The organism is Halomonas garicola (genome assembly GCF_031935715.1).
Classification (GTDB): Bacteria; Pseudomonadota; Gammaproteobacteria; order Pseudomonadales; family Halomonadaceae; genus Vreelandella; species Vreelandella garicola.
The window spans coordinates 1-19,390 of record NZ_JASSZF010000043.1 but is presented as its reverse complement, the minus strand read 5'-3'; the positions used below and the strand labels follow the sequence as shown (position 1 = coordinate 19,390).

Below are 19,390 nucleotides of genomic sequence, written 5' to 3'. Positions count from 1 at the left end.
CAGAGTCACGATACGCTGGCGATCCGGGAGGCTGGTCAGTCGTCCTCGTCGTTGGTCGTGCCCCAGATCGCCTCGGCTTTTTTTGACAGGGCCAATAGCGCCGCCGTCTCGGCCAGGGCCTTGCTATGGTTGAGCGGAGCCGAGCCTTGGCTACTGGCCGCAATGGCACTTTTTTTCTGCACCATTGCGGCCTTTATTGCGACCCGCCCCAACGCCGCGGTACCGACTTCACGCGTGCGCCAGCCGCCGCACCCATAAGGGCACGTGGCAAGTCACTATACGGCCACCGGCCCACCGTCCTTCTTCTCGATCACCACCGTTGCCGCACGCGGGCGTACCGCGCCCTTGGCCACCTGAGTGGCATCCTGGGTAAGCGCATCACCATTGGCCGGCCAGTTGCCGGGGTGCTGGATATTGATGAACAGCGCCGTTTTGTCCGGCGTAGCGAAAATACCCGTTACCTCACAGCCGTTGGGGCCCACGGCAAAGCGTTTCAGCTGATGCTGGTTGGCGGCGTTAATTATTGCGTCGGGGCTGTCTGAATCAAGGGACGCGGGAATCACCGCCAACAGCTGGTCGTTGGTATAGTCGGCGACGCTTTCATAGCCGTTATCGGTCTGAATCCAAAGAATGCCCTGCCCGCCTTCGCGCTCGTCAAACCATAACCCGTCGGGGCTGGCAAACTGGTTCATTTCCGTCAGGCCGGACAGGTTATCTTCATCGCCCGCGCCCGCTCCAAAGACAAAGACTTCCCAGGCAAACCGGGCCTGATCAGACGCTTCGCGCCAGCGAATAATATGCCCGGCACCGTTATCCGGACGCGGGTTGGCCGTATTGGTAGGCGCGGTGGCATAGCCAACCCCTGACTCTGCCACGCCGCTACCATCGTTGGTGTAGGTAGGGTCGGTGTGCTCCGCCGTGCGCTGGCTATTATTGGTCAGCGTCAGGTATACCTCGCCGGAGGTGGGGTCTACCGTTGCCCACTCGGGACGATCCATTGGCGTTGCCCCCATCAAATCAGCGGCATCACAGGTACTGATCAGCAGGCCGGCCATGTCGTCGTCGCCTAATCCCATGGCACTGGCAAGCGTATTTCCTTGAGACGTTATTGAGGATGGCGTCAGTGCCAGCCAGTCACCGGTGCCATCTGCATTGAAACGTGCAACGTAAAGCGTGCCCTGATCCAGGTATTTGGCGCCAATCGCCATACGGTCATAGGATTTTCCGGGACGGTTGGCATCGTCAGGATTCCACATGGCCCGGGATACGAATTTATACACATACTCGTTGCGGGCATCGTGCCCCGAATAGAAGACTACCGGCTTGCCGGCCTCCAGCTTGCCCAGCCAGCAGCCTTCGTGGCGAAAACGCCCCATCGCCGTGCGCTTTACCGCCCGCGCGCCGCTGTACGGGTCAACTTCAACGTGATAACCAAAGGTCCGTGCTTCGTTGCGATAGTCCTGAGCGGCGCCGTCGCCTCGCGGGGTAATATCAAAGCGGGCGAATTCGCCTTCGACTTCGCTTGCATCTCCTGCCGAAGTTTCCCAGCCGTAGCGGGTGCGTTCGGTCATAATGCCCAGCCGAGCATCGTCACTGAAACGCTCGCCGGCGTGGGTAAACACGTTGGGCCAATTCTCTTCACAGGCCAGGTAGGTGCCCCAGGGCGTGACACCGTTGGCACAATTATTATTGGTTCCTCGCGTGAGGCGACCATCGGGGGAAAAGCGTGTTTTAACGTATTCACTGCCGGCCACTGGGCCCGAAATCTCCATCACCGTGGCACTGGTCAAGCGGCGGTTGTAAGGTGAGCCGACAACGTGGGACCAACCGCCGCCCGCCTCTTTTTGCACTTCGACCAGCGTAACGCCGTGCGCGTTGATCTCGGTTCGCGATTCCTCCGCCGGGCGCTGGCCAGCCTCGGCATTGGTCGGTCCGCCCTGAGGCGCCCACAACGCGTCCTGGTCGATATATTCGTTATTCAGCGCCAGCACAAAACGACTCGACGCGTTGCTGTCATCCAGCCCAAAACCGGCCATTCCGTCATGGTGCATACCGACGCTTGCTGCCTGGCGCTCGGCATCCATCGGCTGGGAGGCATTCCAGTGCTGACCATCAAACAGTGGCGCCCCCCAGGGCACCAGCACCTGGGCACGGTAGCCTTCCGGTACCACCACTGCATCCGTATGGGAACCCCGTACGGCCTCGAAAGCCAGCTCCAGCGGCTTTTTCGATGTCGTTGCGGCCAGTGCCGACATCGGCGCGCCCATACCCAGCATCGAAGCTGCTGCGAGTCCGGCGCTACCGCGCATGACGCCACGCCGGGAGACGCGCCGGGCCAGCACGTCGGCAAACGGCAAATTATGGCTGCTGTTCAGTACGCGATGATCTTCAATTTCCTTGCTCATGTCGGGTCACCTGATCGTGGATGTAGCCCCCGCAAGGTAATGGCCTCAGATGACAGACAGGTGAAATGGCAGACGCGTGGCTGCCGGCGTCGTGCCAGCCCCTAGCGCACCAGATAGCGCGAAACGATATCGTCCCACCGTTCGGATTCGGTCACGTCGAGTACCTCAAGGGACAACGGCGCACGCAGGGCGCTACCTTCGGGAATGGCGAAGGCATACAGCTGCTTGGCGAAGACTCCCGGCAATATCGTCAGGCGATCAGCCCCCAGCTGCTGGTTGCGATACTGCATCAACGCACGGTCATACACCACCGCGCCGGTTTCCCCGCTGGCAACCGAGCGCATGGCGCTAGTCAGATCAGGATAGGTACGGTAGCGAACGTGCTGCTCTTCAAGGTAGCGCTGACTTGCCGTGTCATCGATCGTTGCGACCACGGTGCCGTGCAGGTCGTTTTCGCTCTGGATACGCGCGGTCAGATTGCCCACCGTCAACGACGTGGTGATCGCAGCAGTGAAACTGGCGACCACGATCAAGCCGGCAAACATCCACACCAGCCCGATCAGCCGGCCGACAAGTGTTGTGGGCGCCTTGTCACCATAGCCTACCGTGGTCATGGTGACGGCAGCCCACCAAAGGCCCGCCCCCATGCCTCGGAATACCGAGCCGCCAAACTGCTCGGGGTTGCGCTTGTGTTCAGCCAGCCATACCAGCAAGCCTACGGCCAGCAGTAGCACGGAGAGCCCCAACACCACGCTTAAAAACTGCCAGCTGACCAGTGCCCGGAACACACGCAACAGGCTCTGGTCTGCCTGGGGCGGCACGCCGATGGAAAGCCCGGTCTGATAAAACGGATGGCTGAAATCAAAGAGCTCCTCGCGATCAGCAGTCATGGTCAGAGCGCCTACAGCCACATCGACGTCGCCGGCTTCCACCGCATCCAGCAGATCGGAAAATGGCAGCGGCTGCCAGACAAAATCCCAGCCCCTACGCTCGGCAATGTTCTGCCACAGATCAACGCTAATGCCTTCCAGCTCACCCTCAGCAGCTTCCATGACAAAGGGCGGAACCGTCGCCACACCCACCGTCAGCGTCTTTTCCGGCGCTAATGTCTGGGCACCGGCACTGGTGCAGAACATCCCCCAGGGCAGCAGCACGAAAAATGCCACGGCGTGGGATACGCGTAGCAACCGTCGAAATGAAAAATAAGCCATCCAATTACGTCCTTGAAGAAAAAATGCTGTCCACGCGGCCTGTGTGCACGGCATTCGCGCAGCTTTCGTCAACTGATTATACGAGCACGGAGTCTGTCAACATAGTTGCCATATAAAATGACTTCGGCTCTTTAAAATCCTGCGGCCTGTGGTACTGGGTCCCGTTCGGGATTCAGGTGCACTACATCCTATTTCCCCAATGCGGCAGGAAAGCAAGGGCGTCCGCTGATTGGCCTGGAACGGATGTTCCTACTAAAAACCGCCCCTCCAGGGCCTTCTGGAGGGGCGGTCAGCGTGCGTAAAGAAAACAACCCTTTGATAAAGAATATCGAACACTCAAAAAACTAACTCTAACGCCATTCCGTTATCTATAATATTGCCGCAAACCATATCTAGAGAAAACTCTCCGCTAGATATATGGTCATGGAATATTGACCAAACCCCATCAGTACAAACCAGCACTCTATCTCCTGAACTTAGTTTAAAATCGATTTCCTTAAAATCAACCTTTCTCCCCTTTTCAACATGAGAGGTCAAGCGATTACGCAAAGGGTGTGCGACAGCATATTTAGCGGCATCATCATGGGATTTTCTTTTGATTAAAGCTTTCCATGCAACAGAGTCATCACTGGATAAAACCTGACCGTTAACATAAACCCTGCAATCCCCCGAGGACACAACATGTGTAAAACTATTATTTATCACAGAAAGACCAAGAAAAGAAATTTTAACACTTTCCTCAAGAGAAGACTCCAGGTGTTCTGGATTAATTTTTTCGCATTCTGAACTTGATATTAAATGAGATAAATTTCTTATTGTTTTATAAACTCCCTCTTGTGATGAGTCACCAAAACCATCAGCCAACATCAAGAAAAATTTATTTTCCGAAGAAGAAAAACAGCAGAAGGCATCAAGATTACACTTCCTATCACCCTGGTCTTCAGAAAAATTAACTAGCATTTAAACAGTTTCCCAAGGCATTGTTTTGTAATAGCTTCTAACCACTGCATAAGAATCTTCAAAACCAGGAAGCTCCCCTTCAATCTCATCTTCCATATCATTGAAATTCTCAGATGATCTAGAAATTACACGCTCATCATCCATCCCATTCACATTCAAAAATTCATCAATATCTTTCCCTATGGACTTTTCCAGAAGCATTTCCAAAACCATAGCCTTTTCCTCGTCACTCCCCTCTGCAAACCTATCAATCAAGTAATAAATATCATAGACATCCTGCCTTCTGCTTCTATTCCTAACAACTTGCTGCAATATCGATCTGAATTTCTCTGCTAGCAAAGACACTAGATCATATGCTTGTATGCACTCATCCCCATCAATCTCTATCTCTTGAGTCGTCCCCGTGATCTCGTTAAAACTATAATCTATCTGTACAACTTGCGACGACTGTCCTCTTTCAAGCCTACTCATCATAGAGTCATTATTTTTCCTTGCATAACCTATGGTTATGTCAAGAGATGGAAAGGTGGCATCGGCTCTTTTAGGGATTTTTTTAAGCTTTTGAACAGAGCATTTTATCCCATAAAGCAATTCTGCCTCTGCCTCAAAAAGCCTCATATTTATCTTATCTCTCATCTCATCTTCATCAAGCTCAACCATCTTTTCAGAAGTTGAAAAATCAATATCTGTAGTATACCTGCTGCTTCCATATCGTATCCCTAAAAGGATCCCACCTTTCATAACCATACTTTTAGAAAGGTCACCATCTAAAGATACTGCCATCAAAATTATATGTACTGCCTTCCTAAAATCTACTTGATCGGCTGGGGATCTGTTCACCCAGTCAACAATCCATTGTTCCATATTTTTGCAGCTCGCTATAATTTATTGAAATATTCCATTCCGGGCTATATATCTCTTCATATTCGCTTTTTGGAAAAAGGACTCTTGACCCCCCTCTCTGATTTGATTTCTCAGACTTCCATCTATCAATATCAGATGATTCGACACCAAGCACTGTGCCGAGAATAAACCCCACCCTTGCTTTATCAATAGCCCTCCCATAATCATTGACGTATTTTATTATCCTTCTTTTAAAAGATGGGGCATATTCTAAATAAACATCTATTACATGCTGCTCACCCCCGCACTTTTCTGGATTGCGAAGCATGTCTATAAAAAGCTCCCCAATGTCTTGAACTCTAACTCCTTCATCTCCTTCCCGGGGATCTTTTGGATTGCTCTTAACTGAAACATATACAGATTTACCAAAGTGCCTTCCAGAAACAGGATATGTGGGAATAAAATCCTCAGCAGCCCCAGGGTGTCCTGTTCTTTCTATAACCTCAGCCCTTCCTAAGTTTCTCCACTCTTTTTTATTGCATGCTGTCAAATATATAACCTTTGGGATTCTGTTGGTTATTCCATACCATTGCATGGCACTTAAATCTGATATGTATGCATAGGGGTAAACAGCGCACAACAAGCTTGCTGTTGGCGATTTTTTATTTGAAAGCACCCTGTAGAATTTAGATTCTTTATGGAAGAATGACTTCTTGTCATCTGCTTCTATGACACCTGCAATTTCAAGCCTTTCCGTGTACCTATGGAATTGCTCTGTACGAGGAGTTTTTATCTGTATCTTAGTTATTCTCTCTCCTTTGTACTCTCTCTTTTTATACAGCATGAATATTTCTTCGTGGAGCCTTTTCCTGCTAATGGCCCCTTTCCCATAGTCATTTATTAGCCAGCTTGATAGCGCATCTTCTATTGAGATCGGCACTGTTCTCTCCGGGTATATACGTCCTTAGGACGTATATACCCGGAGAGTGCACCTTGTCAAGGTTTTTGTTGATTTTCAGTATTTTTCATTTGACATCGTTGGAATTAGGGGTACAATGTGTCCTAAGGACACATTGTACCCCTAATGAGAACGCTGGCAGAAAAAAGTCATTGCACATCAATAGGTTAGCCATACCCCCGAATCAGCGACTTACCCCTCCCCTCTCGGCTACGGGAAATGGTCGTCCTGCGAGGTGCCCGCTAAGAGTTAGGCGTAGCCAACGGACGTGGCCTGTTGATCTTGCCCAGCTCCGTGGTCACCTCTCGGCGATAAGCAGCCATCGCAAGTCAACAGCCGGGAGAAGAATCAAGATTATGGCGCTTATCCTGATTCTATCAACGGGACTTAGTCCCCGCCTTATCTTGAATGAATTGGCGGGCCAAAATCCCGACTGTTTCGTCAAGCTGACGGGACCGAAAGGACAGCTCGCCCCATCCCCTTATGTGTTACGCTGTTTGTACAATGCAATGCATCATGAGGTACACACCATGAGCACTTTCACTTTTCGGGTTGATGACACGCTGAAGGATGCCTTCTCCACGGCCGCCAAAGGACACGACCGGACGGGAGCCCAGCTGCTCCGCGATTTCATGCGCGACTATGTGCGCCAACAGCAGGCGGCGGACGACCATGACGCCTGGTTTCGCCAACAAGTCGAGGCAGGGCGTACCTCCGCTGACAGAGGGGACGTCATCACGTCGGCTGACGTTGAAGCCCGCTTCGCCGCCAAACGCGCCGAGACCCGTCGCAAGCTCGGCGAATCCGCTTCATGAGGCTGGTCTGGACGCTCGACGCGTACCACGATCGCGAAACCATTTACGACTACATCGAGGCCGAAGACCCGATTGCAGCCCTGTCCCTGGACATGCGCTTTGAGGAAGCCGCCGGCCATTTGGCCGAACACCCCCAGGCCGGTCGCCTGGGGCGCGTCCAGGGAACACGAGAGCTTGTCGCCCATCGTCACTATGTCCTGGTTTACGATCTCCTCGAGGATACCGTGCGTATCCTGCGTGTCCTGCACACGGCGCGGCAATGGCCCTTGTGAGCGGCAGCAAACAAAAGACGGGGTCTCGGGGCGTAGCCCTGAGCAGGGTGCCAGCCAGGCCAGAGAGCGGAGCGATTGCAGCACGGCGTTAGTGAGTTAAGCTCAAGTCTGGTGTATGGGAGGAAGTAGGAAGGGTGGCGTATCCTGTTGATTGATCACGACCAAGATCTCAACCAACACGAGTGGATACGCCATGACAGATTCTACCTTCCTAGACGTGACGCAGCCAGACGCCGGCCTTACAGACCCGCTGCATGAGTTGCTGCGCAAAGGAGCCCGAGACCTCATCGCCAAGGCTGTGGAGGCGGAGTTGACCACTTTCCTGGAGCAATTTGCCGACAAGACGCTGGAGGATGGTCGCCGTGCGGTGGTCCGCAACGGCTACCTGCCTGAGCGCACGGTCCAGACGGGGATCGGTGATGTCAGCGTGCAGGTACCCAAGGTGCGTGACCGCAGCGGCAGTGGTGTTTGCTTCAATAGCAGCCTGCTGCCGCCCTACTTGAAGCGGGCCCGTAGCGTCGAGGAGTTGATTCCCTGGCTCTACCTGAAGGGAGTCTCCACCGGTGACTACCAGGAGGCTCTGGCGGCGCTGCTGGGCGATCAGGCCAAGGGGCTATCGTCTAACACGGTATCGCGGCTCAAGCAGAAGTGGGAGACCGAGCACGCCGAGTGGCAGAAACGGGATCTGTCAGACCGGCGCTACGTCTACTGGTGGGCCGACGGCATCTACAGCAACGTCCGTATGGATGACCGCCTGTGCCTGCTGGTGATCATCGGGGTCACCGAGCAGGGCCGCAAGGAGCTGGTGGTCGTCGAGGACGGCTTCCGCGAGTCAGCGGCCAGTTGGGAGACCCTTCTGACTGGCTTGCGTAAGCGCGGCCTGACCACGGCCCCCAAGCTGGCAGTGGGTGACGGCGCCATGGGGTTTTGGGCGGCCCTGAATAAGCTTTACCCGGAGACTGATCCTCAGCGCTGCTGGGTCCATAAGACCGCTAACGTGCTGAACAAGTTGCCAAAATCCGTGCAGCCCAAGGTCAAGGCCGAGCTCCATGATATCTGGATGGCCGAGACTCGCGACGAGGCGCACAAGGCCTTTGATCGCACCCTGAAACGTTTCGAAGCCAAGTACCCCAAGGCCATGGCGTGCTTGGCCAAGGATCGGGAGGAGCTGCTGGCGTTCTACGACTACCCGGCAGAGCACTGGGTGCATATCCGCACCACCAACCCGATCGAGTCGACCTTCGCTACGGTCCGTCTGCGGAGCAAGCGCAGCCGGAACTGTGGTTCCCGGGTGACGACCCTGGCGATGGTCTTCAAGCTGCTTCAGAGCGCCGAGAAGCGCTGGAAGCGCATCAAGGGGTTCAGCAAGCTGGAGCTGGTCGTGAACAACGTCAAGTTCCAGGATGGTGAGCCATTGACCGATCAGTCAGACAGGACTGCCGCCTGACCGCCGTACACCAGATTTGACTATAACTCGCATGCCCTACTACTGTTGTAGGGTGCGGTCACGACCAAGAATGGTTGGGCACAGTCTAATAATCACAACAGCCAGAAGATACTCAATGATCTACGCCAATCCCGGTCAATCCGGTTCCGTCATCAGCTTCGAGAAACGTTACGGCAACTACATCGGCGGTGAGTTCGTTCCGCCGGTGAAGGGTGAGTATTTCGACAACGTCAGCCCGGTCAACGGCGAGGTGTTCTGCGAGATTCCCCGCTCCGGTGCCGAGGATATCGACAAGGCACTGGATGCGGCGCATGCCGCGGCTCCTGACTGGGGCAAGACCTCTGCCGCGGAGCGCTCCAACATACTGCTCAAGATCGCCGAGCGCATCGAGCAGAATATCGAGATGCTGGCGGTTGCCGAGACCTGGGACAACGGCAAGGCGGTCCGCGAGACCCTCAATGCCGACGTTCCGCTGGCCGTCGACCACTTCCGCTACTTTGCCGGCTGCATTCGTGCCCAGGAGGGCACCGCCGCCGATATCGACGCCAATACCGTGGCCTATCACTTCCATGAGCCGCTGGGCGTGGTGGGGCAGATCATTCCCTGGAACTTCCCGCTGCTGATGGCCGTCTGGAAGCTGGCGCCCGCCCTGGCCGCGGGCAACTGCGTGGTGCTCAAGCCCGCCGAACAGACGCCGGCTTCGATCCTCAAGCTGATGGAGGTCATCGGTGATCTGCTGCCCCCGGGCGTGGTCAATATCGTCAATGGCTATGGCGCCGAGGCGGGCCAGGCCCTTGCCACCAGCCAGCGCATCGCCAAGATCGCCTTTACCGGCTCGACCCCGGTAGGGGCGCATATTCTCAAGTGTGCGGCCGAGAACATCATTCCCTCCACCGTCGAGCTGGGTGGCAAGTCGCCGAACATCTACTTTGCCGACATCATGAATGCCGAGCCTGCGTTCATCGACAAGGCCGCCGAGGGCCTGGTGCTGGCCTTCTTCAACCAGGGTGAGGTGTGCACCTGCCCCTCCCGGGCGCTGATCCAGGAGTCCATGTATGACGCCTTCATGGCCAAGGTGATGGAGAAGGTCGGGCAGATCAAGCGTGGCAATCCGCTGGATACCGATGTCCAGGTGGGGGCCCAAGCTTCCCGGGAGCAGTTCGACAAGATCATGTCCTACATGGAGATCGCCCGGGAGGAGGGCGCCGAGTTTCTTGCCGGCGGCGACAAGGCGAGCTTCGACCCGGCCTATGACAAGGGCTTCTATATCGAGCCGACCCTGCTCAAGGGCAACAACAAGATGCGCGTCTTTCAGGAGGAGATCTTCGGCCCGGTAGTGGCGGTGACCACCTTCAAGGACGAGGAGGAGGCACTGGCGATCGCCAACGATACCGAGTTCGGCCTAGGCGCCGGCGTCTGGAGTCGCGACATCAACGTGGCCTTCCGCATGGGGCGTGGCATCCAGGCCGGTCGCGTATGGACCAACTGCTACCATCAGTATCCGGCCCATGCGGCCTTCGGTGGCTACAAGAAGTCCGGCGTTGGCCGCGAGACCCACAAGGTAGCCCTCGAGCACTACCAGCAGACCAAGAACCTCCTGGTCAGCTACGACATCAATCCGATGGGGTTCTTCTGAAGCCTGGCCGCCCGGCCGACCGGCCCGGGCGGCATCCCCCCGTGCTTTCCCCTGACACCTGGGCGTAACGGGCGGCATCGGGCTGCCCGGCAATTGAGGAAAACCGATATGGATAAGACGATGCAAGCCGCGGTAGTACGCAAGTTCGGCGAACCGCTGGCCATTGAAGAGGCCGCGGTACCTCGGCCGCAGCAGGGTGAGATTCTGGTCAAGGTGGCCGCCACCGGCGTTTGCCACACGGACCTGCATGCCGCCCACGGCGACTGGCCGGTCAGGCCTAACCCACCCTTTATTCCGGGTCATGAAGGGGTTGGCCACATCGTGGCGGTGGGCGACGGTGTGACCCACGTCAAGGAAGGGGATCGTGTCGGGGTGCCCTGGCTTTACTCGGCCTGTGGATACTGTGAGCACTGTCTGGGTGGCTGGGAAACCCTGTGTGAATCACAGCAGAATACCGGTTATTCGGTGAACGGCAGCTTTGCCGATTATACCCTGGCCGATGCCGGTTTCGTGGGTCGGTTGCCCGACAATGTGGATTTCCTCGAGATTGCTCCCGTGCTGTGTGCAGGCGTGACAGTCTACAAGGGGCTCAGAATGACTGACACGCGCCCAGGTCAATGGGTGGTAATCTCTGGCATCGGTGGGCTCGGTCATATGGCGGTTCAGTATGCCCGTGCCATGGGGCTCAATGTAGCGGCGGTGGATATCGATGATGCCAAGCTGGCGCATGCCAACAGTCTCGGTGCGACCGTCACCGTGAATGCCCTGAAGACCGACCCGGCGAGCTTCCTGAAACGCGAGATTGGTGGTGCGCATGGCGCGTTGGTCACCGCCGTATCACCCAAGGCCTTCGATCAGGCCCAGGGCATGCTGCGCCGAGGTGGCACCCTGGTGCTTAATGGCTTGCCGCCGGGCGACTTCCCGTTGCCGATTTTCGACACCGTACTGAACGGGATCACCGTGCGTGGCTCCATCGTCGGGACCCGGCAGGATCTGCAGGAGGCGTTGGACTTCGCCGGAGAGGGAAAGGTGAAGGCCACCGTTGCAACTGACAAGCTGGAGAACATCAATGAAATCTTCCAGCGCATGATCGACGGCAAGATCGAGGGACGTGTGGCGCTCGATATGACGTGAGCTGTGACACGTCCTGGACGAAACCAAAGGGGCGCGACAAATATCGCGCCCCTTTGGTTTGGCGGATATCCATTTTACTCTTCAATGGATGCCTGCCAGGCCTGGGTATTCCACAGTGGCACGCTGCTCAGGGCATGCTTGAAGCTGCCACTGGTCTCCTTGGTGCTGTAGATCAGATACAGCAGTGTCTGGTTGTCGGCATCGAAGATGCGGCGCACCTTCAGGCTCTTGAACAGCACACTCTTGGAGCGACGGTAGAGCAGTTCACCGCTCGCCGAAGCGTCGATATCGGCCAGCATGGCGTCACTTGAACGCACGCTCGTCATTCACTTATCCATGCAGCGAAACAGCAGGGAACCGGGCATCCCCAGAGGCAGTGCCGAGGAAGGCCAACTCACAAGAGGTACGCCGCTATAAAAACGCGACTCACGGATAAAAACGGCGAAGTCCGCGAACTGACCGACGCTGACGTAAAGCGTATGCGCCCCATGTCGGATGTCCTGCCTACCAGTCTGCAACGTGCCATCGGCCAGCGTGGCAAGCAGCGTACGCCAACGAAGCTAAAGCAATATATCCGCGAACATGGCCACGGCTGACAATCTCCGCCTGATGGGAAGAAGAAGCCGTTTCGACACATAGGTGACTCAACGCCTCGATACTACCCCGCCACGGCGGGGTTTTTTTGTGCCTGACAGGCAGAAATACGCGCGAGCAATTGTATCGGCATCGTATTATGTATTGTATTTTGTATCATATAAAATATAATATGGAATACAAAATACGATACAGCGCGAGGTAATACGATATGGCACGCCCCGGGATCACCTACGAACAGGTACAAAACGCCGCCGACACCCTGGTCGGGCGTGGCGACAAGCCCACCATTCAGGCCGTCAGGACGGAAATCGGCAGCGGCAGTCCCAACACGATTCACCGCCACTTGACCGCGTGGCGGGCCGCCCAGGCCCCAACAAAACGCGAAGCCGCCAAGCTCCCCGACGAACTGGCCGCCGCCCTGGCCGACGAGATCGAGCGGCAGGCCAGCGCCGCCCGTGCCGCCGCCGAGGCCGCCACGCTTGAGGCGCAGCAGAGCGCCGATGAGCTGGCCGAAACCGGCGAAGCCCTGGAGCAACAGGCCGAGGAATTAAGCGTTCAGGTTGAAGAGCTGGAGAACGAACGGAATCGCGTGACCGGTGAGCGTGACGAGGCCCGCAGCGCCCTGGCCGAGTTCCGCGAGCGTGTGCGCGAACTGGAAACCCAGCGCGACGATGCCCGGCAGCAGCTGGCCGAAGCCCGCAACCGCATCACGACACTGACCGAACAACGGGACGAAGCACGAACCGCCCACAGCCACGCCGAACAAACAGCAGCAGACGCGGAAAGCGCCCGCATTGCGGCAGAGCGCACCCAGGCCGTCGCCGAGGCCAGGCTCGAAGCCGCCCAGGAGCAGGCCCGTGAACGCGCCGAGGCCCTGAAAACCGAGCAGGCCGCCCGGCAGCAGGACGCCGAGCAATACCGCGCCGAACTGGCTGAACAGCGCAATGAGTGCCGAGAACGGGTCAATGCCGCCGAACGGCGGGCCGAGAACGCCCAACAAGTGGCTCAGCACGCCGAAAACGCGCGGGGAAAGGCAGAGGCCCAGGTAGAAGCGCTAACGGCGCGCGTGCAGGCGCTGGAAGCCGAGCAGGGCAAGCAGGCGGACTGATCGCGGGGGGATGGGGGCGCAGCCCCCATGCTGAACGGCAATGCACTACGTCTGCGGATCCACGAGACCTCGACGCCCACCACCCAAACCGGCCCAGCCTCCATGCCTCATTGCCAAACCGGGATTGGGTTTCAAGCGTGCTACGCTGATGCGACACATTGAGACACCCGAGATGCGACACCATGCGACTGACGCCCAGCGCCGCCGCCAGGCTCTACGGTATTCACCGGGCCACGCTATACCGGCACATGGCGTCGGGCCGTGTGTCATGGGTACTCGAGCCAAACGGCAGCCGAGCCCTAGAGATGTCCGAACTGATCCGCTGCTACGGCGAACCATCTGGTCATGCGACACCTGATGCGACATCTGCGGCAGGCACCACCAGCAACGATGCGACACCCGCGACAGAGCGCCTATTGGCCGAGCTCGTCGAGCTGACCCGGCACCAAGGGGAAGAACTGCGACGACTGCGTGAGGAGGTTGCGAGCCTGAAACGGCTACCGGCCCCGGACACCACACCGGCGTCACCGCCTAGCCCCCAGCAAGCAGAACAATCAACACCGATTCGGGGCTTTGACGACCTGCTAAAGCGCTTCGAGCAGCGGAGCACTCATTGAGAGCGGGCTCAACTATAGGGACATCCTTCCGCTTCGCTCCAGGATCGGGGGAAAACCTGATGGACACCTGATGGACGGACAAGCCGCCCACGAGGTGACCACAGGTTTCCCCCCCTTGCCCGCCATAGTCACCCGCCAAGAGGCAAGAGAAATGTTATTTATTAGTTTAGGTATCGGCGCAATAGCGCCGATGAAGGGGCGCTTGCGCCCCGGTAACGGCAATGCACGAAACCTGCCGACCCACGGCAGCTAGACGCCCACCACTGAAATCAGCCCAGGCACAACCGCCATTCTGCCAAACACGGGGTTTACCCCCGCCCGTCGTCCAACGTGCGCGGCGTAGCCGCCCACCTAGGGCGCGCAGCCGCTAAAGCGGCTCGAAAGCGCCCTATGCCGCGCCTCTGGCGCGTCATCATCAGGCGGCCACTTGTGGCCGGGCGAGGGGCGCTTGCGCCCCGAAGGGTAGGCGAGCGCGGGTCGCGCTCTTTTCTGTACCTTTTCCCTTTTCCCTTTTAGGGCGTCATAAGCTATTGATTATAAAGGTATAATAGGGTTAAAAGGGGACGGATTGATGGTTAAAAGGGGACGGATTGATGGTATTAAGGGACTTATTAAAAAAAGTCCCTTAATGGTGTCTCTCTTGAATAAACCACTGGTCTACAAAAGCAATGCACTGGTTGAGGCGTCCTACCGTCTAAGCGTCTACGAGCAGCGGATTCTGCTGGGCTGTATCTCGCAGGTGCGCCGCGATGAGCCGTTGACAGACCAACAGCTCTACACGGTTAGCGCCCAGAAGATCGCTGACATGACGGGCACTAGCCTTGGCACCGCCTACCAGAACCTCAAAGCTGCTTCAGAACGGCTATACCGTCGGGAAGTGACCCTTCATGAAGCGCCAAACGGGAACGGTCGAGCCAAGGTTAGGCTGACCCGCTGGGTGCAGACGATTGAATACCGGGAAAGCGAGGGCGCGGTAGCTCTGCGCTTCGGTACCGACATGGTGCCCTATCTGTCGCAGCTTTCGGCGCAGTTCACGCGCTACGCGCTGGCGGACGTGGCTCACATGGACAGCGCCCATGCCATCCGGCTCTATGAGCTGCTGTGCCAGTGGCGCGACGCCGGCCAGCGCGAGGTATCCATCGAGTGGCTGCGCGATGCCTTCCAGCTTGACGGAAAATACCCGGCCATCAAGGACTTCAAACGCCGGGTGCTTGAACCTGCCGTTGAGCAGATCAACGAGCACTCGCCCCTGTGGTGCAAGTGGGATCAGCGCAAGACCGGGCGGCGCGTCTCTCATTTGGTGTTCACCTTCGGCGAGAAGCAGTCAGAGAAGCCGCAGAAGCGCCGCAAGGGCAAAACCCAAGAAACCCCACCGGGAACGCCAAAAAGGGCGCAGGCGCGATCTACGGCATTCCTATGGCTGTAATCAAGTCGCATGCAAAGCCTGGAGAGAGTGAAGAAAACGCCGCGCTCCGGCTGCTTGATGAAGCCAGGGCGAAAGCATGACTGCTAGCAGAGCTTAGTACAGAGCGCCCACCCCACGACGCGGATCGAGGAGTATTTCCAGGCGCTGCCGCACCCGCTTGAGCGGATCAGCCTCGAGCTCACGCCCGAGCCGAGCGAGCACCACACAGAGATTATTCAGCAGCTCGATATCGGTGCGATCTTCCAACCCCAGCTGCCGACAGCGCAACTGATCCGGAATCGTGGTGAGCATTCCTGCGACAGCCAGGCAAGTCATTCGCGCATCATCCAGCGTCGCGCGGGTCTGGCAATCTAGCTGCCGCGCCTCGCTCACAAAATCATCCAGCGGCGCAACGAGATAGCGCTCTGCAATATCCGGGGAAATCGCCATCGTTTGCCAACGACACCCCTTCGGCAACTCACGCTCGCTTCCTGGAAAACGGCTGATAGTCATGTATCCGTATCCTTGAACAGCTCATCCACGTTATCAAAACGCTTGCCCAAGCCCGCTTCCAGCTCTTCCAGCGCTTTAGCCGTAGCAGCATTCGGCACCCGTACCGTAAACGGCAAACGTTGCTCTTCAGCGATTCGCAGCATCAGCAAGCGAATCGCGTCGGACACGGACAGCCCCATGGCTTCCAGGGCAGCGGTAGCGCGCTCTTTGGTTTCGCTATCGATGCGAGCGCGAATCACGGTATCAGTCCCCATGGTGCCTCCTGCCTCTATGGCGTATATGTAGCTACAATGTAGCCAAACTATATTCGCTTGTCACCCCCTCTGTCGCGCATTCGGGCAACGCTGTCGCAGCCCCTGTCGCACTGCGACAGGCTTCGTCTCGCCTGGCTCGACGAGCGTCCCTGGCCGGGACGCGGTGCGCCCAGGGCGCACCGTGACGCGTTGCGTCACCCCGCGCCGGGCGGCACGGCGGCGGTGCTGCGCCCCGCTCGGGCCGTGTGCGCGATCCTCGCGCGGCCCGCTGGGTTACGCGCCTGACGTCGCGCCAACCCAGCGAGCCGCGCTGCTTCATTGCTCATAGCGCACACTGTGGCACGCATATGGTGCAGGTTGTGGCAGTTATGCGCCTTTGCTAACGTTGCCAGTGCAACACCGCTGGCTGCTGTCGGTCATCAGTAGCAACCCCTTTGTGCCAATTGAGGCACTGCCAAAGCCCGCAGCGCATCCCGTGAGCGGGCACCGCCAAAGCGGTCGGATGCCACTTCAACGCCACCGGCCACACGCCGGCTTTGCCAAAACCCGCAACGCATCCCGTAAGCGGGCACCGCTAAAAAAGCGGTCGGATGCCACCTCAAACCATCGGATTGTTTACGCCGATTCGGGTGCCACAGGTCACACCCACCAAAACAGACCGAGTCACTCACCGGAGTGGCGAGCGTGATGTTTTCACGCCTGGTTCTTACAGCCGAGGTGACTCTGTATGTCGTTCGATCCCCACGCCGAGTTGGCCCAGCTGCGCCACGCTCAGGCCATCCGTCGCCGTCGCCCGTATTGGCGGGGCCGTTCCCAGCTCGATTCCCATACCGCCGAATTGCTGGCCTTGCACGATGCCGGGGCCACACCTGCCGACCTGCAGCGCTGGTTAGCCACGCCGCCACGTCGTCTGCGCGTCGCACACAGCACGGTGGCACGCTGGCTGCGTCGCACGCTCACGCAACGCCAGGCCGACCGGGAGCCGCGATAATGGCCCGGGTCTGGTTCGCCAAGGGGGCCACCCAGGCACGCAAAATCATGCAGGGGCTGCAGGGACGCGGCAACGCGGTAGAGAGCGTGCGAACCGCCCGCCACTACGAGCAATCCCTGGCCCGCGTCGCCGACTGGCAGAAGGCCGAACACAAGGCGGGCCGCGAGGGTGGCGACCTACGAACGCTCACGGTGGAGCAGGCCGAACGGTTCCTCGCAGAACGTAGCGAATCCGTGCGGCAAAGCCAGCTGAACATGGACCGGCAGGCGATCGAGTGCATGATGCGCCACTCAACCGGCCTCCTCGCCGCTGACGAACGGCTGTCGATCGTTCGCAGCGAACTCGACGACGCGCTGGGCAGCCGCGCGTACACGGCCGATCAAGTGCACATCGTGGCCGAGCGGCAACAGGAACCGAACGCCCTGGCCACCCACATCGCCCACGCGGCCGGCCTGCGCGCGCACGAGCTGTACACGTTACGCCCGGCCCACGAGCGACCCGCCGACGACCGCCCGGCGCGTGACGACAAGTTCAGCGTCCGCGACGGCGAGTGCTACACCGTCATCGGCAAAGGCGGGCTCTGCAGGGAAGTGCTGCTACCTCGCGGGCTGGCTGACCGACTGGAAAATACGCGGCTGGCCGAACCGGAGCGGATCAACGACCGCGGCGTATTCTACCAACGCGCCTATGCTATTCCCGGCGGCAACCGCTGGTCGGCGTCCTTCACTCGGGCGAGTCAACGGGGGCTCGGCTGGTCGAACGGCGCTCATGGCGTGCGGCACAGCTATGCTCAGGAGCGTATGGGCGAGTTACAGCGCAACGGTCTCGCGTACCGCGACGCGCTGGAAACCGTCTCTCAGGAGATGGGACATTTCCGGCCCGCCATCACCGAGGTCTATCTGCGATAGACTGGCCATAACACCCGGATACGGAGGTGAGCATGAGCACTGAATGGCTACTCGGCGGCATGTTTCTAGTATGCGTTGGCCTGCTGATCTTTGCCGGCACCGTCAGCTATCGCGAACATCGCCGCCGGTCGCGGCGATAGTTGACGGCTTTTTCCCTTATCCCCCCGATCCTCACGTGCCACAGCTGTTCAATTTGAGTACTCTGATGCCGCTTTGATTAGCAAATTAAAAAGTCTCAAGGATTGAACACCATACGAGGATCATCATGCCGTACCACGTCACTCGCCCTGTGGCCCTGTCCGCTGCCCTGTTGGCTCTCCTGGCGGGCTGCTCCAGCCAGGATGACGCCAGCGTCAGCAACTTCCAGAACGTCCTCCAAACCTACTATGACAACAAGGCCGAGCCGGTCACGTGCATCGCCGGCTCGATCGACGAGTTTCCCTATACCACCAACAAGTCCGGCATCTCCTGGGGACTCGGCAACAAGGAAGAGCAACTGGAAGCCCTGACAGCCGCTGGCCTGGTCGAACAGTCCGATACCGATACCTACCAGCTGACCGAAACGGGACAGTCCGCTTTCCAACCGGACGACGGATTCTGCTTTGGCAAGATGATCGTAGCCGAGGTCACCAACTTCACCGAACCCAGCGAACGCGGCGGCTTCACGATTTCCCAGGCCAATTACACGGTCGAGGTCGAAGGGCGTCCCGACTGGTCGCGCAACGATACCCTGGTCGACACCTTCGGTCTGTCAGAATCCGGGCTCAAAACAACAGGGCTCCTATCGCGCGACGACACTCCCGAACAAAAGAAAATGATCCTGGTGAAGACAAATAACGGCTGGGTCACCGAGCGGGAAATGTAAGCCGTCACACAACGGGGTTGCGGCGTCGAGTCCTGTCGCCGCGCCCGGCGAGCAAGCCTTCCACGGAGATGTCTTCGTCAAGGGCATCCCAGTGGATGCCATGCGCACTGAGCTCGTAGTCAGCGAGCTGCTCCGCCGTCGCGTTGAGCAAGCGGGGAAACCAGGTCAGCGGAACCGACAACATTCGGCCATCCTCCAGCGTCACGCCCACGACCTCTGATCGCTCGCCCGTGCCCTGTTCACGGACCAAGGTAAGAGCTGACGTGTCGTCATCGCCTGCCGGCGATTCCCAAGCTCTGACAGCCTAAATACGACATCCCCTCCGCCTTTCAGCTAGGGTGTGTTAACAATCATTAGTTTCGTTTAAACTGATTTAGTATTCATAGATTTTGGTGGGCCATGAGTCGGTTGAAGTTACGCGATGATCAGTGGGAGCGAATCGAGCACCTGC

The 19,390-nt window shown here is 58.0% G+C and carries 20 protein-coding genes and 1 pseudogene; 12 read left to right on the top strand and 9 right to left on the bottom strand.

Going from position 1 to position 19,390, the window contains the following annotated elements; all coding sequences use genetic code 11:
- Nucleotides 1-258 (top strand): annotated as a pseudogene (locus tag RS027_RS12505) (hypothetical protein); the annotation flags it as partial.
- Nucleotides 259-275: 17 nt separating this feature from the next.
- Here the strand turns inward: RS027_RS12505 and RS027_RS12500 are convergent.
- From RS027_RS12500 to RS027_RS12480, 5 genes are all read right to left on the bottom strand, one after another.
- The gene (locus RS027_RS12500; protein ID WP_311946683.1) at nucleotides 276-2,405 is read right to left on the bottom strand and encodes a PhoX family protein; all 2,130 of its coding nucleotides are present in this window, start codon (nucleotides 2,403-2,405) and stop codon (nucleotides 276-278) included.
- A 101-nt stretch (nucleotides 2,406-2,506) separates the two neighbouring features.
- Nucleotides 2,507-3,616 (bottom strand): transporter substrate-binding domain-containing protein, encoded by a 1,110-nt coding sequence (locus RS027_RS12495; RefSeq protein WP_311946685.1) that lies wholly within the window; start codon nucleotides 3,614-3,616, stop codon nucleotides 2,507-2,509.
- Nucleotides 3,617-3,952: 336 nt separating this feature from the next.
- Nucleotides 3,953-4,576, bottom strand: coding sequence for a PP2C family protein-serine/threonine phosphatase (locus RS027_RS12490; RefSeq protein WP_311957421.1), 624 nt, complete (start codon nucleotides 4,574-4,576; stop codon nucleotides 3,953-3,955).
- The gene (locus RS027_RS12485) at nucleotides 4,577-5,440 is read right to left on the bottom strand and encodes a nucleotidyl transferase AbiEii/AbiGii toxin family protein (RefSeq protein ID WP_311946691.1); all 864 of its coding nucleotides are present in this window, start codon (nucleotides 5,438-5,440) and stop codon (nucleotides 4,577-4,579) included. It lies immediately after the preceding gene.
- Nucleotides 5,421-6,359, bottom strand: coding sequence for a hypothetical protein (locus RS027_RS12480; protein WP_311946693.1), 939 nt, complete (start codon nucleotides 6,357-6,359; stop codon nucleotides 5,421-5,423). The genes RS027_RS12485 and RS027_RS12480 overlap by 20 nt, the downstream gene beginning before the upstream one ends.
- Before the next feature lie 548 nt (nucleotides 6,360-6,907).
- On the opposite strand from RS027_RS12480, the gene RS027_RS12475 reads away from it, so the two are divergent.
- From RS027_RS12475 to adhP, 5 genes are all read left to right on the top strand, one after another.
- Entirely contained in the window at nucleotides 6,908-7,192 is a 285-nt protein-coding gene (locus RS027_RS12475; protein ID WP_311946695.1) for a CopG family ribbon-helix-helix protein, read from the top strand.
- Nucleotides 7,189-7,464, top strand: coding sequence for a type II toxin-antitoxin system RelE/ParE family toxin (locus RS027_RS12470; protein ID WP_311946697.1), 276 nt, complete (start codon nucleotides 7,189-7,191; stop codon nucleotides 7,462-7,464). The genes RS027_RS12475 and RS027_RS12470 overlap by 4 nt, the downstream gene beginning before the upstream one ends.
- 193 nt (nucleotides 7,465-7,657) lie before the next feature.
- Nucleotides 7,658-8,911, top strand: a complete 1,254-nt coding sequence (locus RS027_RS12465; protein WP_311947033.1) for an IS256 family transposase — start codon at nucleotides 7,658-7,660, stop codon at nucleotides 8,909-8,911.
- Between the two features lie 115 nt (nucleotides 8,912-9,026).
- Nucleotides 9,027-10,547 (top strand): acetaldehyde dehydrogenase ExaC, encoded by a 1,521-nt coding sequence (exaC, locus tag RS027_RS12460; protein ID WP_311946644.1) that lies wholly within the window; start codon nucleotides 9,027-9,029, stop codon nucleotides 10,545-10,547.
- 108 nt (nucleotides 10,548-10,655) lie between these two features.
- Nucleotides 10,656-11,681 (top strand): alcohol dehydrogenase AdhP, encoded by a 1,026-nt coding sequence (gene adhP / locus RS027_RS12455; RefSeq protein ID WP_311950066.1) that lies wholly within the window; start codon nucleotides 10,656-10,658, stop codon nucleotides 11,679-11,681.
- 74 nt (nucleotides 11,682-11,755) lie between these two features.
- Here adhP and RS027_RS12450 read toward each other — a convergent pair whose 3' ends face one another.
- Nucleotides 11,756-12,007 carry a CreA family protein gene (locus RS027_RS12450; RefSeq protein WP_311946639.1) on the bottom strand — a complete coding sequence of 84 codons (252 nt, stop codon included), beginning with the start codon at nucleotides 12,005-12,007 and terminating at the stop codon, nucleotides 11,756-11,758.
- A 479-nt stretch (nucleotides 12,008-12,486) separates the two neighbouring features.
- Between RS027_RS12450 and RS027_RS12445 the strand changes: the two genes are divergently transcribed.
- The 3 genes from RS027_RS12445 to RS027_RS12435 all read left to right on the top strand — a co-directional run bounded on the left by RS027_RS12445 (nucleotide 12,487) and on the right by RS027_RS12435 (nucleotide 15,429).
- On the top strand, nucleotides 12,487-13,386 hold the full coding sequence (locus tag RS027_RS12445; protein WP_311946636.1) for a DNA-binding protein: 900 nt from the start codon (nucleotides 12,487-12,489) through the stop codon (nucleotides 13,384-13,386).
- 305 nt (nucleotides 13,387-13,691) lie between these two features.
- Nucleotides 13,692-14,003 (top strand): hypothetical protein, encoded by a 312-nt coding sequence (locus tag RS027_RS12440; protein WP_311946635.1) that lies wholly within the window; start codon nucleotides 13,692-13,694, stop codon nucleotides 14,001-14,003.
- A gap of 640 nt (nucleotides 14,004-14,643) precedes the next feature.
- Nucleotides 14,644-15,429 (top strand): replication initiation protein, encoded by a 786-nt coding sequence (locus tag RS027_RS12435; protein WP_311946634.1) that lies wholly within the window; start codon nucleotides 14,644-14,646, stop codon nucleotides 15,427-15,429.
- 93 nt (nucleotides 15,430-15,522) lie between these two features.
- Here RS027_RS12435 and RS027_RS12430 read toward each other — a convergent pair whose 3' ends face one another.
- Nucleotides 15,523-15,921 carry a hypothetical protein gene (locus tag RS027_RS12430; protein WP_311946633.1) on the bottom strand — a complete coding sequence of 133 codons (399 nt, stop codon included), beginning with the start codon at nucleotides 15,919-15,921 and terminating at the stop codon, nucleotides 15,523-15,525.
- Nucleotides 15,918-16,175: a type II toxin-antitoxin system RelB/DinJ family antitoxin gene (locus tag RS027_RS12425; RefSeq protein WP_311946632.1), complete on the bottom strand. Its 258-nt coding sequence runs from the start codon at nucleotides 16,173-16,175 to the stop codon at nucleotides 15,918-15,920. The genes RS027_RS12430 and RS027_RS12425 overlap by 4 nt, the downstream gene beginning before the upstream one ends.
- A gap of 727 nt (nucleotides 16,176-16,902) precedes the next feature.
- On the opposite strand from RS027_RS12425, the gene RS027_RS12420 reads away from it, so the two are divergent.
- From RS027_RS12420 to RS027_RS12410, 3 genes are all read left to right on the top strand, one after another.
- Complete coding sequence (locus tag RS027_RS12420) at nucleotides 16,903-17,166, top strand: hypothetical protein (RefSeq protein ID WP_311946631.1); 264 nt, start codon at nucleotides 16,903-16,905, stop codon at nucleotides 17,164-17,166.
- The gene (locus RS027_RS12415) at nucleotides 17,166-18,074 is read left to right on the top strand and encodes a site-specific integrase (protein ID WP_311946630.1); all 909 of its coding nucleotides are present in this window, start codon (nucleotides 17,166-17,168) and stop codon (nucleotides 18,072-18,074) included. Before RS027_RS12420 ends, RS027_RS12415 begins: the two co-directional genes overlap by 1 nt.
- Nucleotides 18,075-18,339: 265 nt before the next feature.
- Complete coding sequence (locus RS027_RS12410; protein ID WP_311946629.1) at nucleotides 18,340-18,939, top strand: SEN1982 family lipoprotein; 600 nt, start codon at nucleotides 18,340-18,342, stop codon at nucleotides 18,937-18,939.
- A gap of 4 nt (nucleotides 18,940-18,943) precedes the next feature.
- On the opposite strand, the gene RS027_RS12405 is transcribed toward RS027_RS12410, so the two are convergent.
- Nucleotides 18,944-19,144, bottom strand: coding sequence for a DUF2442 domain-containing protein (locus RS027_RS12405; RefSeq protein WP_311946628.1), 201 nt, complete (start codon nucleotides 19,142-19,144; stop codon nucleotides 18,944-18,946).
- Nucleotides 19,145-19,390: the final 246 nt, after the last annotated feature.

Coding starts and splice junctions, on each gene's coding strand:
- RS027_RS12500 (WP_311946683.1), bottom strand. CDS start 2,405: ATGAGCAAGGAAATTGAAGATCATCGCGTACTGAACAGCAGCCATAAT.
- RS027_RS12495 (WP_311946685.1), bottom strand. CDS start 3,616: ATGGCTTATTTTTCATTTCGACGGTTGCTACGCGTATCCCACGCCGTG.
- RS027_RS12490 (WP_311957421.1), bottom strand. CDS start 4,576: ATGCTAGTTAATTTTTCTGAAGACCAGGGTGATAGGAAGTGTAATCTT.
- RS027_RS12485 (WP_311946691.1), bottom strand. CDS start 5,440: ATGGAACAATGGATTGTTGACTGGGTGAACAGATCCCCAGCCGATCAA.
- RS027_RS12475 (WP_311946695.1), top strand. CDS start 6,908: ATGAGCACTTTCACTTTTCGGGTTGATGACACGCTGAAGGATGCCTTC.
- RS027_RS12470 (WP_311946697.1), top strand. CDS start 7,189: ATGAGGCTGGTCTGGACGCTCGACGCGTACCACGATCGCGAAACCATT.
- RS027_RS12465 (WP_311947033.1), top strand. CDS start 7,658: ATGACAGATTCTACCTTCCTAGACGTGACGCAGCCAGACGCCGGCCTT.
- exaC (WP_311946644.1), top strand. CDS start 9,027: ATGATCTACGCCAATCCCGGTCAATCCGGTTCCGTCATCAGCTTCGAG.
- adhP (WP_311950066.1), top strand. CDS start 10,656: ATGGATAAGACGATGCAAGCCGCGGTAGTACGCAAGTTCGGCGAACCG.
- RS027_RS12450 (WP_311946639.1), bottom strand. CDS start 12,007: ATGACGAGCGTGCGTTCAAGTGACGCCATGCTGGCCGATATCGACGCT.
- RS027_RS12445 (WP_311946636.1), top strand. CDS start 12,487: ATGGCACGCCCCGGGATCACCTACGAACAGGTACAAAACGCCGCCGAC.
- RS027_RS12440 (WP_311946635.1), top strand. CDS start 13,692: ATGTCCGAACTGATCCGCTGCTACGGCGAACCATCTGGTCATGCGACA.
- RS027_RS12430 (WP_311946633.1), bottom strand. CDS start 15,921: ATGACTATCAGCCGTTTTCCAGGAAGCGAGCGTGAGTTGCCGAAGGGG.
- RS027_RS12425 (WP_311946632.1), bottom strand. CDS start 16,175: ATGGGGACTGATACCGTGATTCGCGCTCGCATCGATAGCGAAACCAAA.
- RS027_RS12420 (WP_311946631.1), top strand. CDS start 16,903: ATGTCGTTCGATCCCCACGCCGAGTTGGCCCAGCTGCGCCACGCTCAG.
- RS027_RS12415 (WP_311946630.1), top strand. CDS start 17,166: ATGGCCCGGGTCTGGTTCGCCAAGGGGGCCACCCAGGCACGCAAAATC.
- RS027_RS12410 (WP_311946629.1), top strand. CDS start 18,340: ATGCCGTACCACGTCACTCGCCCTGTGGCCCTGTCCGCTGCCCTGTTG.